Source organism: Bradyrhizobium sp. ERR14 (assembly GCF_014198235.1).
In the GTDB taxonomy this organism is placed as follows: domain Bacteria; phylum Pseudomonadota; class Alphaproteobacteria; order Rhizobiales; family Xanthobacteraceae; genus Bradyrhizobium.
This window is the reverse complement of sequence record NZ_JACIHD010000018.1, coordinates 130,028-144,784: the sequence shown is the minus strand read 5'-3', so window position 1 is coordinate 144,784 and position 14,757 is coordinate 130,028. Positions and strand designations below refer to the sequence as shown.

The window sequence follows — 14,757 nt, the reverse complement described above, 5'->3', positions numbered from 1 at the left end:
TGTCCTGTCCGCTTCACCGCCATCGATACCTCCAAGGCTTTGCCCTAGGGAATCACAACTGGCGGATTACGCAACAGGCCCACAAGGGGAGAGGGGAAGGGTAACGCGCATAGCCTCCCTCACATCATCCCACTCTCTTCCTCTTCCGCCTGCTTGATCAGCGTCTCGCTCACCGTCATCTCGCGGCGGGGGACGACGAAGATCATCACGCAGGCACAGAGCAGCGAGATCGCGAGGACTGCGGCGGTGAGCGGCAGCGTCGTGGCGGAGTGGCCGCCGAGATAGGCGCCGAATTGCGACATCAGCGCGCCGATGCCCTGCTGGAGGAAGCCCATCGCACCCGACGCGGTGCCGGCGGCCTCGGGGCGGATGCTGATGGCGCCGGCGGCCGAATTCGCCATCACGAAGGCATTGCCGGCCATCACGATCATCTGCGTGCCGAACAGCCAGGCCGGCGCCTCGTTCCAGCCGACCAAACTCCAGAGCAGGTTCGCAAGGCTGCCGGCGAGCTGAAGGGCGAGCCCGAACCAGATCAGCTTTTCCAGCGAATGCCGCGGCGCAAAGCGTACGCAGAGCAGATTGCCGACGAGAAATGCAAAGCCCGAGGTCGCGAACCAGGCGCCGTATTCGGCGCTGCTGCGGCCCATCTGCGTCACCACGATGTAGGGGCCGCCGCCCGCGAAGGTGAAGATGATCTGCGAGGCCAGCACCTGGCACATCACATAGCCGACGAAGGCGCGGTTGCGGATCAGGATGCCGACGTCGCCGCGGAAGCCGCTGCCGGCGGCGCGGCTGCGCCGCGTTTCGGGCAGCGCCACCGCGATGCCGGCGGCGACAATGATCGCGGCGATGGTGATGGCGTAGAAGATCGCGCGCCAGCCGAACGCGGTCTCGATCAGGCCGCCGGTGAGCGGCGAAACCATCTGCCCGATCATTAGCGCGGCAACCACGAGGCTGATCATCGAGGCGACGCGGTCGCGCTCGTAGATGTCGCGGATGATGGCACGGCTGATCACCATGCCGGAGGCGCCGCCGAGCGCCTGGAAAAAGCGCGCGGCGATCAATTGCGGCAAGGTCTCGGCGAAGATGCACGCGACGCTTGCCACGACCATCAGCGCCAGCCCTCCGAGCAGCACAGGGCGTCGTCCGAACCGGTCGGACAGCGGTCCCATGATGAGCTGCGACAGCGCGATGCCGACCATGTAGAGCGACACCGTCATCTGCGCGATCGAGATGTCGCTGCCGAAATTCGTCGCCAGCACCGGCAGTGCCGGAACCAGGATATAAAGCGAGATCGGCGCGATCCCGGTCATCACGACCAGCAACAGCAGCACCAGGCGCGATGTCGCGAGGTTGGCCGCCGCTCCCGGCGGCTTGCTGATCATGCCGTGCATTGGTGTCCGTCTTTCGAGTTCGAATCGACTGTAGCGCGCTCGCGCAAGACGGATATCGGCGTTTCGGAATGCGGCTATACGGATTCCGGGATGGTTATGCTGGAGGCGCGATATTCGCTTTAGCCTCCGTGTCGGGAAAACAGCGTTGCGCAAACGGCGTAGCGCCATGCGCGCTGCGGCAGGGTGACCCTACGCCTTCAGCTCCGCCGTTGCCTGATCGAGCCAGGTCTGTGTCGCCTCGTCCAGCGCGGGCCGTACCTCGGCCCGGACGCGCGCGTGGTAGGTGTTGAGCCAGCCGAGCTCGTCGCGGCTCAGCATCGCGACATCGATGAGGCGGCGGTCGATCGGCGCCAGCGTCAACGTCTCAAACGCGTTCATCGGCTTCTCGGCGCCCTTGATGTCGGCGGCCACCACCAGCTCGAGGTTTTCGATGCGGATGCCGAAACCGTCGGTCTTGTAGTAGCCGGGCTCGTTGGAGAGGATCATGCCGCGCTTCAGCGGCGTGGTGCCGAGCTTCGAGATCCGCGCCGGCCCTTCATGCACCGAGAGATAGCTGCCGACGCCGTGACCGGTGCCGTGCTCGAAATCGACGCCGGCGGCCCAGAGATATTGCCGCGCCAGCGTGTCGAGCTGCGCGCCCGTGGTGCCGTCCGGAAAGACGGCGCGCGCGATCGCGATATGGCCGCGCAGCACGCGGGTGAAGCGGTCGCGCATCTCGTCGGTCGGCTCGCCCACGGCCATGGTGCGGGTGACGTCGGTGGTGCCGTCTTCGTACTGCGCGCCGGAATCAATCAGCAGCAGATCGCCGGGCGCGATCCGCCGGTTGCTCTTGCGGGTGACGCGGTAGTGCACGATGGCGCCGTTCGGGCCGGTGCCGGAGATGGTCGGAAACGATACGTCCCTCAGCGCGCCGGTGTCGCGGCGGAACGTCTCCAGCGCCTCGACTGCGTCGATCTCGGTGAGCTTGCCGCTTGCGGCCTCGCGATCAATGAAAGCGACGAAGCGTGCCAGCGCCACGGCGTCACGCACATGGGCCGTCTTTGTGCCCTTGATCTCGGTCGCGTTCTTGACTGCCTTGAGCAGCGCAATCGGATCGCTGCCGCGCACCGGCTTGCCGCCGGCGCCCGCGATCAGGCGGCTGAGCGCATCGGCCGCTGTGGCACCGTCGAGCGCGATCGCAGCGCCGCTTTTGGCCAGCGCCATCAGCGTCGGCGCCATCGCATCGGGCTCGCGCACGTCGGCGGACTGCTCGAGATGGTCGCGCGTGTGGTTGGAGAGTTTTCGATGGTCGATGAAGATGGTGGGGCGACCGTCCTTCGGCACCAGCGCATAGGACAGCGGTAGCGGCGTGTGCGCGACGTCGGCGCCGCGGATGTTGAAGGTCCAGGCCACCGCGTGGCTGTCCGATAGCACCAGCGCGTCGACGCCGAGCTTGACGATCTCGGCTCTGATCTGCGTCAGCTTCTCGGCTTCAGTGACGCCGGCATTCTGCAGACTGTGCACGGCGACGGGGGCGATCGGCGGCTGCGGGCGGTCCTGCCAGACCGCGTCGATTGGATTGCTGTCGACGGCGACCAGCTCGGCGCCGGCCTTGGCGCAGGCGGCGGACAGGCGCTCGGCTGCCGCAAAAGTGTGCAGCCACGGATCAAATCCGAGGCGGTCACCGGCCTTCAGATGCGCGGACACCCAGCTCTCTGGCGGCGGATCGATTAGCGATTCCACGGCCCAGGCCTTCGCGTCGACCTGCTTGGCGGCCTGAAGCGTGTAGCGGCCGTCGACGAACAATGCGGCCTCCTGGGTCAGCACCACCGCGAGTCCCGCCGAGCCCGTGAAGCCGGTCAGCCAGGCCAACCGCTCTTCGGACGGCGGCACATATTCGTTCTGCTGCTGATCGGCGCGCGGGATCACGAAGCCGGTCAGCTTGCGGCGGGCGAGTTCTTCGCGAAGGGCAGCGAGCCGCGCCGTCAATGCGACGCCGGCCTCCGGCTCCTCGAATGTCTGGAAGTGTGCTTCGAACATGGTGGATCACTTTAGGATCATGGGGACGAGTCCGCAATCTGGACGCATTCGCATCGCATCTGGCATGGACTGTGCTTGAATGGTTCCATTCGAATTGAGTGGAGTAAAGGATGCGGCAGTTGCGCTTCGTCCGGATGACAGGGAAGTTCGAGCAGGTGGTTCATCTCAACGGCGAGGGGACACACGATGCCAGCGTTCACGTTTGAGAAGATTACGCCGCCGGTGCGTCGCGCCCCGACTGCGGCGGCACCGAAGAAACCGCGCGGCGTCATGCGCCAGATGATCGACCGTATCGCCGAGCGTCGCGCGAGGCGTAGCTTGCAGGACGAGCCTCCGATGCGGCGGGACGAGAAGCCCGCGGAGTAGCGCGGCGGAATTTCGTGAGATGGGTTAGCCGAAGGCGTAACCCACCACGTCTCTGCCCGCGGTGACAAAAGAGGTGGGTTACGCCGAGCGATTGCGCTTTTGCGCAATCGCAGGGCTAACCAACCCTACGACATCTTCCGCAGCAACAGGCTGCTCCACCCCTCGATCCGCAGATGCTTCAACGGCACGAGGCCGCGCGCGCGGTACGCGGCGATCACGGCGGGGGCCTGGTGCGTCAACAGGCCGGAGAGGATGACGTGTGCGTCGGGCGCGAGATGCCGCGCCATCGGGCCCGCGAGTTGCCTGAGCGGGTTGGCGAGGATGTTGGCCAGCACCAGGTCGAATGGGCCGGCCTTTTCGAAATCCGGCGCGGCGAAGCCGGTGGCGCGTATTACGCGGACCTGGTTGCCGACCTCGTTCATTACCGCGTTCTCGGCCGCCACCCGCACCGACGGCGGGTCGATGTCGGAGGCGAGCACCGCGCGATGCAGCGCCTTCGCCGCCGCGATGCCGAGGACGCCGGTTCCGGTACCGAGGTCGAGCAGGTTCCTCGGACGGGAACTCTTAAGGACATGGTCAAGCAGCAGTAAACAGCCACGGGTGGTGCCGTGGTGGCCGGTGCCGAAGGCGAGCGCCGCCTCGATCTCGATGGCGAGCTTGTTCGGCGCCACGCGGTCGCGGTCATGGCTGCCGTGTACGACGAAGCGCCCGGCCGGGACCGGGACGAGATCTTCCAGGCTGGCCTTGACCCAGTCCTTGGCCTCGACCGTGTCGAAGAGAAGCGTCGCGGCGATCGCATTTCCTGCTGAAGTTGCAACGAGTTCGCGTAGCCAAGCCTGATCGGGCGCCTCGGCGAAATGGAGCGTGACGTCCCATGGTCCGTCGGGCCGCTCGAAGGCGGCAACCGCCGCATCGCCGTCGAAAAACACCTCGGTGAGCACGTCGACGACGCGCCTGGCGTCGGCCTCGCTGCCGATCGAAAAGCTGGCGCGATGGGTGGGAGAAGGCTGCATTCAGGGTTCCGTTGAGTTCAATTTTTGGAGCTTTCGTCGCCATTTTTCCGCATAAGTTGCGGTTCCCGGTTAACCGGGCTGTAGGTTGCGCCCCGTATCTTTGCGGATGTCGAAACCAACCAACACAGCTTGGAATTGAAACGGAGGCGAGTTTTGAAGCGCATGGTTCAAAAGTTCTGGTCGGACGAGTCCGGCGCAACCGCGATCGAGTACGGCCTGATTGCCGCAGGTATCGCTCTGGCGATCATCACCGTGGTGAACAGCCTGGGCGTCACCCTGAACGACAAGTTCACTTCGATTAGCAGCTCCTTGAAGTAATTTCCGCCTTCATTTCCCAGCGGGGGCTATTTTTCTTTGAGGTTTTTCCTGATCACCGCCCGCGAGGGGATACCCTGGCGGGCGAGGTCGTTTTCGGGCGAGCGTTCTCAGTGATCTTCACAAATTGTCCACCGCTTGCCGGGACGCCGTCCACCCGCTTGTCCCGCGATTGTCCACCGGCTTTCCCCAAGTTCAGTCCCGGCGTTCTGGCCCATGTATCCTCGGTCTGACCACAGATCATTCAACGGCCAGTCCACAGCTCATCCACAGACCTATCCACGGCTTCCGAACAGCGACCGGTGATCTCTCAAGATCGTCTGCGCGGCGTTATGGCCGGGAGCGCCGGTGACGCCGCCGCCGGGATGGGCGCCGGAGCCGCAATGGTAGAGGCCCTTCAACGGCCCGCGATAATCGGCATGGCCCAGCATCGGCCGCGCCGAGAACAGCTGGTTCAGCGTCAGCGCGCCATGGAAGATATCGCCGCCGAGGAGGCCGAACTGCCGTTCGAGATCGAGCGGGGACAGGATCTGGCGGCCCAGCACACTCGCCGCAAAACCCGGCGCGTATTTGTCCACCGTCGCGATCATGAGATCGGCGACCTCGTCGCGATGGTCGTCCCACGACTTTCCATCGGGAAGCTCCGGCGCGACGTGCTGGCAGAACAGGCTGGCGACGTGCTTTCCAGCTGGGGCCAGCGTGTCGTCGAGCGTCGAGGGGATCAGCATCTCGACGACCGGCTCCCGGCTCCAGCCCTGCGCCCGCGCATCGAGATAAGCGCGGTCCATGTAGCCGAGGCTCGGCGCCAGGATGATGCCGGAGCTGAGATGATCGCCCTCGCCCGGCAGCGCCGTGAAGTAGGGCAGGCGGTCCAGCGCAACGTTAATGCGGAAGGTGCCGGAGCCGTTCTTCCAGTGCCGGATGCGGGCGAGGAAGTCCGCAGGGAGCGCGTCGGCCGCGACCAGCCGCGTGTAAAGCAGCTTTGGATTGACATTGGCCGCGACATATTTGGCGCGGATGGTTGAACCATTCTCCAGCACGATTCCGACGGCGCGGTCGCGCTCGACGATGATCTCACGGACGCCGGCATCGGTGTCGATCATGACGCCCCGATCGCGCGCTGTGCGCGCCATTGCCTGCGTGATCGCGCCCATGCCGCCGATGGCGTGACCCCAGACCCCCTTCTTGCCGTTCACCTCGCCGAAGGCGTGATGCAGCATCACATAGGCCGAGCCGGCGGCGTAGGGGCTGGCATAGTTGCCGACGATGGCGTCGAAGCCGAACAGGGCCTTGACCAGATCATGCTCGAAGCGCTCGTCCAGCATCTCGCCGGCCGAGCGGGTGAAGAGATCGAGCAGGCTGCGGCTCTGTTCCAGCGTGAGACCGCGCAGGATGTTGGCGGTCTTCCAGGCGTTGACGCCTTCGCGAACGGCCGCTGTGCCGAAGCCGTCGACGAGGTTCGGCGGCGCGCGGAGCACGAACTGCCGCAGCACGTCGGCGATGTCTTCCAGTTCGCGCGAAAATCCGTCGAGCGCGTCTGCGTCATGCGCGCTCAGCCGCGCGACTGATGCCTTTGTCCGCCCTTCGCCGGTGAGGAGATAGCTGGCATCCGGCGCGGGCAGAAAGTTCTGGGCGCGCCGTTCGACGATCCGCAGGCCCTGTTCAGTGAGCTTGAGGTCGCGGATCACTTGCGGATTGAGCAGGCTCACAGTGTAGGCCGCGACCGAATTGCGGAATCCGGGGTGAAACTCCTCCGTGACTGCGGCGCCGCCGACCACCTTGCGGCGCTCGACCACGCGCACACGCAGGCCCGCCATCGCGAGATAGGCGGCGCAAGTGAGGCCGTTATGGCCAGCGCCAATGATGACGACGTCGGTTTCGGTCATGATTTCCCTGGCGTCATTCCGGGGCGATGCGCAGCATCGAACTATGGTGCGGGCTCCGCACCGGAGAATCTCGAGGTTCCGGGTTCGCACTTCGCGCGCCCCGGAATGACATCTCTATATCAGGCATTCCTCGCTGCAACATCACGAGTGCCTTTATTGCCCGTTCAGGCGCCTTGTGCTCCATTGCGCGCGTCCGGCGCCCGCCGGGGAATGTAGGCTGGAGCTTCCATGGATTCGATCGTGCAACCTGCCGCCACGGAGCAGCCGTCCGCCTCGCGCAACCGGCTGCTGCTGACGGTCTACACCGCTGCGATCTTCGTCAGCGCGCTGCTGCTGTTCTCGGTGCAGCCGCTGTTCACGAAGATGGTGCTGCCGCGGCTCGGCGGCTCGCCGGCGGTGTGGTCGGTGGCGATGGTGTTCTTCCAGTCGCTGCTGCTGGCGGGCTATGCCTATGCGCATCTGTTGATGCAGGCGAGGAGCCGCATCGTGCCGGTGGCCGTGCATCTGCTGCTGCTGATCGCGGCCTTCGCCACGCTGCCGCTCGGAATAGCCTCCGCCTATGGCGAGCCGCCCGCTTCGGGTTATGCGTTCTGGCTGCTCGGCCTGTTCGTGGTCTCGATCGGCCTGCCGTTCTTTGCGCTCGCCGCCAACAATCCGCTGCTGCAGGCCTGGTTCGTTCGCACCGGCCATCCCGCCGGGCACGATCCCTATTTCCTCTACGCCTCCTCCAACATCGGCAGCTTCCTGGCGCTGTTGTCCTATCCGTTCCTGCTGGAGCCGATGTTCACGCTGCATGCGCAGAACCGGCTCTGGACCGGTGGCTATGGCCTGCTGATCCTCCTGATCGCCGCCTGCGGCGTGCTGCTGTTGCGCTCGCCGAAGCTGGCGGTGGCCGATGCGCGAACCGAGGACGTCAACGCGCCGGCGCCTGATATCGTGACGCGGCTGCGCTGGATCTTCCTCGCCGCGGTGCCTTCGGGTCTGCTCATCGCGGTCACCGCGCACATCTCGACCGACGTCGCTGCGGCGCCGTTGCTGTGGGTGCTGCCGTTGTCGCTTTATCTGCTCACCTGGGTCGTGGTGTTCCAGTCGCGGCCGCTGCTGCCGCACAAATGGATGTTGATGCTGCAGCCGGTCGCGATCGCGGGCGTCATCGTCCTGCTCGCCTTCGGCGGCGAGCAGAATTTGCTGCTGACACTCGGCGGCCATCAACTCTGCTTCTTCGTCATCGCCATGGCCTGTCACGGCGAACTGGCGCGGACGCGGCCGGCCGCCAGATATCTCACCGGTTTCTATGTCGCGCTGTCGTTCGGCGGCATGGTCGGCGGTCTCTTTGCTGGCCTCGTTGCTCCCTTCACGTTCTCGTGGATCGCCGAATACCCGATCCTGATCGCGCTTGCCGCGCTGTGCCGGCCGTCCGCGAATGAGCGTCTCGCAGGTGTCGTCAAATGGTATTGGCTGGTGCTCGCCGCGCTCGCGGTTGCGCTGGTTGCGCCGTCCTACACCACTGGCGGCCTCTCGACCTGGTTGGAGGATCACCGCGTCTGGGTCGCCGGCGCCGTCGGCGTGCTCGCCGCGCTGCTGGCGCTGGCGCTCAATGCCGGCCGCTGGAAGATCTTCGCCACCGTCGCGCTCGCGCTCGCGTTGATCCGGGTTTATCCCGCGGACGAAGGTCGCGTTACGACGGTGCGCAGCTTCTTCGGCGTGCACAAGATCGTGGTGACGCCCGGCGGCTATTTCCACGTGCTGATGCACGGCACCACCATCCACGGCGCCGAGCGCTTCCGCAACAATGACGGCACGCCGGTCACCGGCCGGCCCGAACCGATCACCTACTATCACAAGGACGGCGGCATCGGTCAGGCCGTCAGCGCGATCCGCGAGCGCAAGGGCGCGCCGCTCAAGGTCGCCGCCATCGGCGTCGGATCGGGCACGCTCGCCTGCGCCGCCGAACCTGGCGAGGACTGGAAATTCTTCGAGATCGACCAGTCGATGGTGGATGCTGCGCGTGATCCCAAAAATTTCCGCTATATCTCGAGCTGCCTGCCGGACATGAAGCCGGTGATCGGCGATGCGCGCCTCACCTTCGCAAAGGAGCCCGACGGCGCCTACGACCTCATCATCGTCGATGCCTATTCGTCGGATGCGATCCCGATTCATCTCGCCACCGAAGAGGCGATGAAGATCTACAAGGACAAGCTCGCGCCGCACGGGGCCGTGGTGATGCACGTCTCCAACCGGCACCTCGATCTCGAGACCGTCGTGGTCGGCATCGCCGACGCCAATGATTTGAAGAGCTGGGTCTTCAACGAGGATTCCGGGCGCGATGGCGACTACATCTTCTCGACCGACGTCGTCATCTCCGCGCGCGATGAGGCCGACATCGGTCGGCTCGCGTCCTCGAAGGTCTGGGAGCAGACCGAAGCCGACGACAGGGTGCGGGTGTGGACCGACGACTATTCCAACATCCTGGGCGCCTTGTACCGGCGTTTGAAGAACGGAGAGTAGGGCGGCACGACAACCGTCTCCGTGCCCCCGGACGCAGCGCAGCAGCGTTGCACGCTGCACCGCGTCCGGGACACGAGACCGACGGTTACGGCTCGACCGGCGTCCCCGCCGGCAGCACAATGCCCTTCTCGCCGGCAACCTCCCGCAGCAGGTCGGGCCTGTCGGAAATGATGCCGTCGACGCCGAGCTCCATCATCCGCGTCATGTCTTCGCGCTTGTTGACCGTCCACACCACGACGCGCAATCCGAGTCCGTGGGCCTCCGCGATGAGCGCCGCCGTCACGTCGCCGAAATTGGGCGACCAGATCGTGCCGCCCGCCGCCTTGATCGTCCGTGGCAGCGAGCTGCCGTGATCGGCCGGGCTGAAGCCCGCCGTCCAATTGGTGGCTTTGTCCAGCGCGACTGTCTGGCCCGTGCCGCGCTGGAGCGTCAGGTACACGGTCGGTATCTTCGGCGCCTGCTGCTGGACGAGCTGCAGGGTTCTCCAGTCGAAGGATTGGATCATGACCCTGTCGGAAAACGTTTCGGTCTCGATCAGTCCCAGCAGCTTCGTGACAAAGGCTTGCGGATCGAGCGTTTCGTCGGGGCGGTTCGGATCGATCTTGGTCTCGATGTTAAAGCGCACATGCGAGTTGCCAGACTTGCGCACCAGCGCGAACAGCTCGCTCAGGGTGGGAATGTGTGTCCCCGGCAGGGCGCGCTGGTCGGGGAATTGTTTCGCATAGGCACTGTCCGGTCGGATTTTGCCGACGTCATAGGTCCTGACCTCGTCCAGCCGCAGTTTTACCAAGGGCGTGCCGGGCGGAGCAATGTAAGTCCCGCCGACGCCGCGTGCGAGATCAGGATTGAGCCCGCGCTCATGCGAGACGACGACCTCGCCGTCCGCGGTCACGCCGACGTCGAGCTCCAGCGTGTCCACACCCATCGACAGCGCGTTGGCGAAGGCTGGCAGGGTGTTTTCCGGCAGCAGCGCCCGCCCGCCGCGATGCGCCTCGATATCAAAGGCCATGGCCGGGCCCGCGATCAGCATGGAGAACACGATCAGAATGGTCGCGGCACGTAAGGACATGGTGCCTCGAAAGGAAACTATTTGTACATGCAGGTCGGCGAGCGCGGCGGATGGCGGCCGCGGCCGCCTCAGTTCTGATAGTAATAGCCGCGCGGCTGGTAAACCTGCCTCGGCTGCGGCTGATAGTAGTAGCCCTGCTGGCCGGAGCCTTGGTCGTAATAGGGACGCGGCTGCTGCTGGTAGACCTGCGCATCATAGAGCGGGCGTGTGCCGCGCGGTGCCGGATAGCGCGCGCCGGTGTCGCTGCCGTCGGCCGGATAGATGTAGTTGTCGTCCTGCGGCATGTAGCGGCGGGCGGGCTGCGCCGGCGGCGTCAGGTTCACGGGATCGCCGGTGGTCGCGTACTGCTCTTCGGCAGGCTGCTGCGGCGCGCGAGCGACTGCATTGTTGGTGCGGCCGCGCGGATTGCGCGCCAGCGCCACCTGCGCCGAGCCGGTCAGCGTCACCGAGGTGTTGAGCACGCCCTGCTGCTGCACCAGCGCATAGAGCGTCGAAGCATTCTGGCGCGACAGCCGAACGCAGCCGTGGGACGCCGGCGAACCGAGACGGCCGACCGAGTCGGTGCCATGGATGGCGTGGCCGACTTTGGTGAAGAAGATCGCGTGAGGCATCGGTGCGTCGTCGAATTCCTTGGAATAGTGATCCTCTTCCATGCGGAAGGCGCGGAATGCGCCGTTCGGCGTTTCGCGCGAGGGGATGCCGGTCGACACCGGCCAGTGATACCGCGCGACGCCGTCGACGGCGACGGTCATCTGCTGATTGTCCTTGTCGACGGTGATCTCGACCTTGGCTTGCGCGCTGCCTGCGCTCAAAAGCATCAGTGAGGTGAAAGCGATAAAAAATGAACGCATCTGGAAACGCATTTGAATCCTGGCCTCCGGCCTGTTCACGCTAGGCGCCGCGGCTCTCCGTCCCCGGCGTGCAATATGCCTGCAATCCGGCTTTCGTTCCAGCGGCCTGCCTGCCCATCGTTAACGCGGCGCGAGGCGTAAGCAAGGCCGCTTTGTGCCGCGCCGCGCGCGTCGAAGCTGACATTTTCGCGAGCGGTGCCCCGTTCACAACGCCGACAATTCGTCACAAAGGCGCAACCATTTGGCCGCCCGGTGCGTTGACGATCACCTGCCTCGACAGGCGGCGCTCGCCGCCATTCACCGTTTGGGATCGAAGATGAACAAAGCCCGCATCGCCGCCGCGCCGTCGCCGGCCGGTTTAGCCTTCCGTCTGGTGTTCGCAGCCGCCGCCATCCTGCTCGCGCTGTTGGCGCTGCCGCAGGCCGGCCACGCCCAGGGCATCGTCCGTGGCGCCCAGGAAGGCTCGTACGAGGGCAACCGGATTGCCGGCCCCGTGGGCGGCGCGGTCGGAGGCGTCGTCGGTGCCGGCGTCGGCGGCGCCGTTGGTGCAGTCGAGGGCGTGCTCGGCATTCCCCATCGTCACTACCGTCACCGCTGTCACGGATACTATGACGGCTACCACCGCTTCCACTGCTATCGGTGATGACGCGTCAGTTCTTCAGCCGATACCCCGTCCGAAAAATCCACCAGATCACGACGAGACAAATCACCAGGAACGCCAGCGTCATGCCGACGCTGACGGACATGCTGACGTCCGCGATCTCGTAAAAGCTCCAGCGGAAGCCGGAGATCAGATAGACGACCGGGTTGAGCATCGCCACCGTGCGCCAGGTGGGCGGCAGCATGTCGATGGAATAGAAGCTGCCGCCGAGGAAGGTCAGCGGCGTCACCACCAGCATCGGGATCATCTGCAGCTTCTCGAAGCCGTCGGCCCAGATTCCGATGATGAAGCCGAACAGGCTGAACGTCACCGCCGTCAGCACCAGGAAGGCCAGCATCCAGACCGGATGGTGAATATGCAGCGGCACGAACAGTCCGGCCGTTGCCAGGATGATCAGGCCCAAGATGATCGACTTGGTCGCGGCGGCGCCGACATAGCCGAGCACGATCTCGAAATAGGAGATCGGCGCCGACAGGATCTCGTAGATCGTGCCGGTGAATTTCGGGAAGTAGATGCCGAACGAGGCGTTGGCGATGCTCTGGGTCAGCACCGAGAGCATGATCAGGCCCGGCACGATGAAGGTGCCGTAGCTGACGCCCTCGACCTGGCTGATGCGCGAGCCGATCGCGGCGCCGAACACCACGAAATAGAGCGAGGTCGAGACGACGGGCGAGACGATGCTTTGCAGCAGCGTGCGCCAGGTGCGCGCCATTTCGAACAGATAGATGGCGCGGATGGCGCGATGGTTCATGACGTCCTCACGAGATCGACGAAGATGTCCTCGAGCGACGATTGCGTCGTGTCGAGATCGTTGAAGCGGATGCCGGCGGTGCGGAGCTCGCCGAGCAGGCTGGTGATGCCGGTGCGCTCGCCCTTGGTGTCGTAATCGTAGACCAGCGTCGCGCCGGCATCGCAGAGCTCCAGCTCGTAATGGCCAAGGCTCTCCGGCAGCGCGTCGAGCCTGCCCTGCAAATGCAGCGTCAGCCGCTTCTTGCCGAGCTTCTGCATCAACGTCGCCTTGTCCTCGATCAGCACGATCTCGCCCTTGTTGATGACGCCGATGCGGTCGGCCATTTCCTCGGCTTCCTCGATGTAATGCGTGGTGAGGATGATGGTGACGCCGGACTGCTGGAGGGTGCGCACCACCTCCCACATGCCCTTGCGCAGCTCGACGTCGACGCCGGCGGTGGGCTCGTCCAGGAACAGGATCTGCGGCTCGTGCGACAGCGCTTTGGCGATCATGACGCGGCGCTTCATGCCGCCGGAGAGCGTGATGATCTTGTTGTCCTTCTTGTCCCAGAGCGAGAGGTCCTTCAGCACCTTCTCGATGTGATCAGGATTCTTCGGCTTGCCGAACAGGCCGCGGGAGAAGCTCACGGTCGCCCACACGCTCTCGAAGGCGTCGGTGTGCAATTCCTGCGGCACGAGGCCGATCAGCGAGCGCGCCTTGCGGTAGGAAGTCTGGATGTTCTCGCCGCCGACGAGGACGCGGCCCTCGCTCGGATTGGCGATGCCGCAGATGATGGAAATCAACGTGGTCTTGCCGGCGCCGTTCGGGCCGAGCAACGCGAAGATCTCGCCCCGCTTGATGTCGAGATTGACGTTTTTGAGCGCCTTGAAGCCGGACCCATAGGTCTTCGACAGGTTGGCGACGGAGATGATGGAGGACATGAGGGCCGGTAGGACTGGGGGAGGGGAGGCTGGAACCTGCCGGGAACGGCGGGTCAGCGGAGCCCTGAGATAGGAATGCCTTTGCCGGGCCGCAATTGCCCGGAGAAAAATGGTCTCAAAACAGGCGCTTCGGTGGCAGGTTTCGGGCAGGTGTTGCGCGATGGTCACGGGCTGTGGCTAAGATTGCCATTCACGCGGCTCTTTGTTGCGTCTGCGAGCAGGCCATGGCTACGATTCCGGCCAATCGCAAAGCGTATTGTCCCCAGGGAAAACACCGATGAGACCGAACGGCCGTCACACCGCCGGCGCCAGCCAGTTGTCCGCCCTCCGTGTCTGGGCGATCTGCCTGCTCCTGCTGTCAGCTGTTGCCATCAGCCCGACCACGGCCCGAGCGGCCCCGAGCCAGGCCCAGGTCGCGACCACGCATGTCTATCTGCTCCGCGGCGTGCTCAACATCTTCTCGCTCGGCCTCGACACCATCGGTGCCCGGCTCCAGGCGCAGGGCATCCCGGTGACGGTCGCCAACTTCGTGTCCTGGTCGTCGCTCGCCGATGAAGCCGCGACCGCCTACAAGGCCGGCCGGCTCAAGACCATCGTCCTGGTCGGCCATTCCTCCGGCGCGACCGCGCTGCCGGACATGATCGCAAAACTCAACCGGCTCGGCGTGCCGGTGAAGCTCGCGATCGGCCTCGATTCCGTGTTCAAGACCAAGCTCTCGACCGGCGCGGAGCGTTACATCAACATCTATATCGGCGACGGCCCCGGCGAGCCGGTCAAGCGTGCCGACGGTTTCCGTGGCAAGCTCGACAATGTCGACGTGCGCGGCACCGGTGTCGGCCACATCTCGATCGACAAGAACGAGGCGATCCAACGCCGTGTCATCGCCGAGATCGACGCCGCCATCATGCGTTCGCGCGCACCGGCTGTCCCGGTCGCCGAACGCGGCTCGCCCGGGCAGGCGCGCTCGGCGGCCGCGGCCGCTCCGGCACGGAACTGAACCGTTG

Annotated in this window: 13 protein-coding genes; 5 read left to right on the top strand and 8 right to left on the bottom strand. The window is 65.1% G+C overall.

The annotated features are described in order from the left end of the window. Positions 1-119: 119 nt before the first annotated feature. Both GGD62_RS32380 and GGD62_RS32375 read right to left on the bottom strand, forming a co-directional pair. Complete coding sequence (locus GGD62_RS32380; RefSeq protein WP_183712222.1) at positions 120-1,394, bottom strand: multidrug effflux MFS transporter; 1,275 nt, start codon at positions 1,392-1,394, stop codon at positions 120-122. 189 nt (positions 1,395-1,583) lie between these two features. Further along, the gene (locus GGD62_RS32375; protein ID WP_183712220.1) at positions 1,584-3,413 is read right to left on the bottom strand and encodes an aminopeptidase P family protein; all 1,830 of its coding nucleotides are present in this window, start codon (positions 3,411-3,413) and stop codon (positions 1,584-1,586) included. A gap of 186 nt (positions 3,414-3,599) precedes the next feature. On the opposite strand from GGD62_RS32375, the gene GGD62_RS32370 reads away from it, so the two are divergent. Continuing rightward, positions 3,600-3,779 (top strand): hypothetical protein, encoded by a 180-nt coding sequence (locus GGD62_RS32370; RefSeq protein ID WP_018322541.1) that lies wholly within the window; start codon positions 3,600-3,602, stop codon positions 3,777-3,779. Positions 3,780-3,904: 125 nt separating this feature from the next. Here the strand turns inward: GGD62_RS32370 and GGD62_RS32365 are convergent, their stop codons facing one another. Next, the gene (locus tag GGD62_RS32365) at positions 3,905-4,792 is read right to left on the bottom strand and encodes a 50S ribosomal protein L11 methyltransferase (protein WP_183712218.1); all 888 of its coding nucleotides are present in this window, start codon (positions 4,790-4,792) and stop codon (positions 3,905-3,907) included. A gap of 162 nt (positions 4,793-4,954) precedes the next feature. Between GGD62_RS32365 and GGD62_RS32360 the strand changes: the two genes are divergently transcribed. Next, positions 4,955-5,110 carry a Flp family type IVb pilin gene (locus GGD62_RS32360; RefSeq protein WP_018322539.1) on the top strand — a complete coding sequence of 52 codons (156 nt, stop codon included), beginning with the start codon at positions 4,955-4,957 and terminating at the stop codon, positions 5,108-5,110. Between the two features lie 272 nt (positions 5,111-5,382). On the opposite strand, the gene GGD62_RS32355 is transcribed toward GGD62_RS32360, so the two are convergent. After that, on the bottom strand, positions 5,383-6,993 hold the full coding sequence (locus GGD62_RS32355) for an NAD(P)/FAD-dependent oxidoreductase (protein ID WP_183712216.1): 1,611 nt from the start codon (positions 6,991-6,993) through the stop codon (positions 5,383-5,385). 228 nt (positions 6,994-7,221) lie between these two features. Here GGD62_RS32355 and GGD62_RS32350 point away from each other — a divergent pair, with 228 nt between their 5' ends. After that, complete coding sequence (locus GGD62_RS32350) at positions 7,222-9,501, top strand: fused MFS/spermidine synthase (protein ID WP_183712214.1); 2,280 nt, start codon at positions 7,222-7,224, stop codon at positions 9,499-9,501. A gap of 85 nt (positions 9,502-9,586) precedes the next feature. Here the strand turns inward: GGD62_RS32350 and GGD62_RS32345 are convergent, their stop codons facing one another. Together GGD62_RS32345 and GGD62_RS32340 are read right to left on the bottom strand one after the other, a co-directional pair. Continuing rightward, positions 9,587-10,570, bottom strand: coding sequence for a glycerophosphodiester phosphodiesterase (locus GGD62_RS32345; protein ID WP_183712212.1), 984 nt, complete (start codon positions 10,568-10,570; stop codon positions 9,587-9,589). A gap of 68 nt (positions 10,571-10,638) precedes the next feature. Next, positions 10,639-11,433 carry a L,D-transpeptidase gene (locus tag GGD62_RS32340; RefSeq protein ID WP_026202764.1) on the bottom strand — a complete coding sequence of 265 codons (795 nt, stop codon included), beginning with the start codon at positions 11,431-11,433 and terminating at the stop codon, positions 10,639-10,641. Between the two features lie 304 nt (positions 11,434-11,737). Between GGD62_RS32340 and GGD62_RS32335 the strand changes: the two genes are divergently transcribed. Continuing rightward, entirely contained in the window at positions 11,738-12,064 is a 327-nt protein-coding gene (locus tag GGD62_RS32335) for a hypothetical protein (protein ID WP_018322534.1), read from the top strand. Between the two features lie 7 nt (positions 12,065-12,071). Here the strand turns inward: GGD62_RS32335 and GGD62_RS32330 are convergent, their stop codons facing one another. Together GGD62_RS32330 and GGD62_RS32325 are read right to left on the bottom strand one after the other, a co-directional pair. Then, on the bottom strand, positions 12,072-12,833 hold the full coding sequence (locus GGD62_RS32330; RefSeq protein WP_018322533.1) for an ABC transporter permease: 762 nt from the start codon (positions 12,831-12,833) through the stop codon (positions 12,072-12,074). Continuing rightward, positions 12,830-13,753: an ABC transporter ATP-binding protein gene (locus tag GGD62_RS32325; RefSeq protein ID WP_183712210.1), complete on the bottom strand. Its 924-nt coding sequence runs from the start codon at positions 13,751-13,753 to the stop codon at positions 12,830-12,832. Before GGD62_RS32325 ends, GGD62_RS32330 begins: the two co-directional genes overlap by 4 nt. Before the next feature lie 277 nt (positions 13,754-14,030). On the opposite strand from GGD62_RS32325, the gene GGD62_RS32320 reads away from it, so the two are divergent. Next, positions 14,031-14,750: a hypothetical protein gene (locus tag GGD62_RS32320; protein WP_018322531.1), complete on the top strand. Its 720-nt coding sequence runs from the start codon at positions 14,031-14,033 to the stop codon at positions 14,748-14,750. Positions 14,751-14,757: the final 7 nt, after the last annotated feature.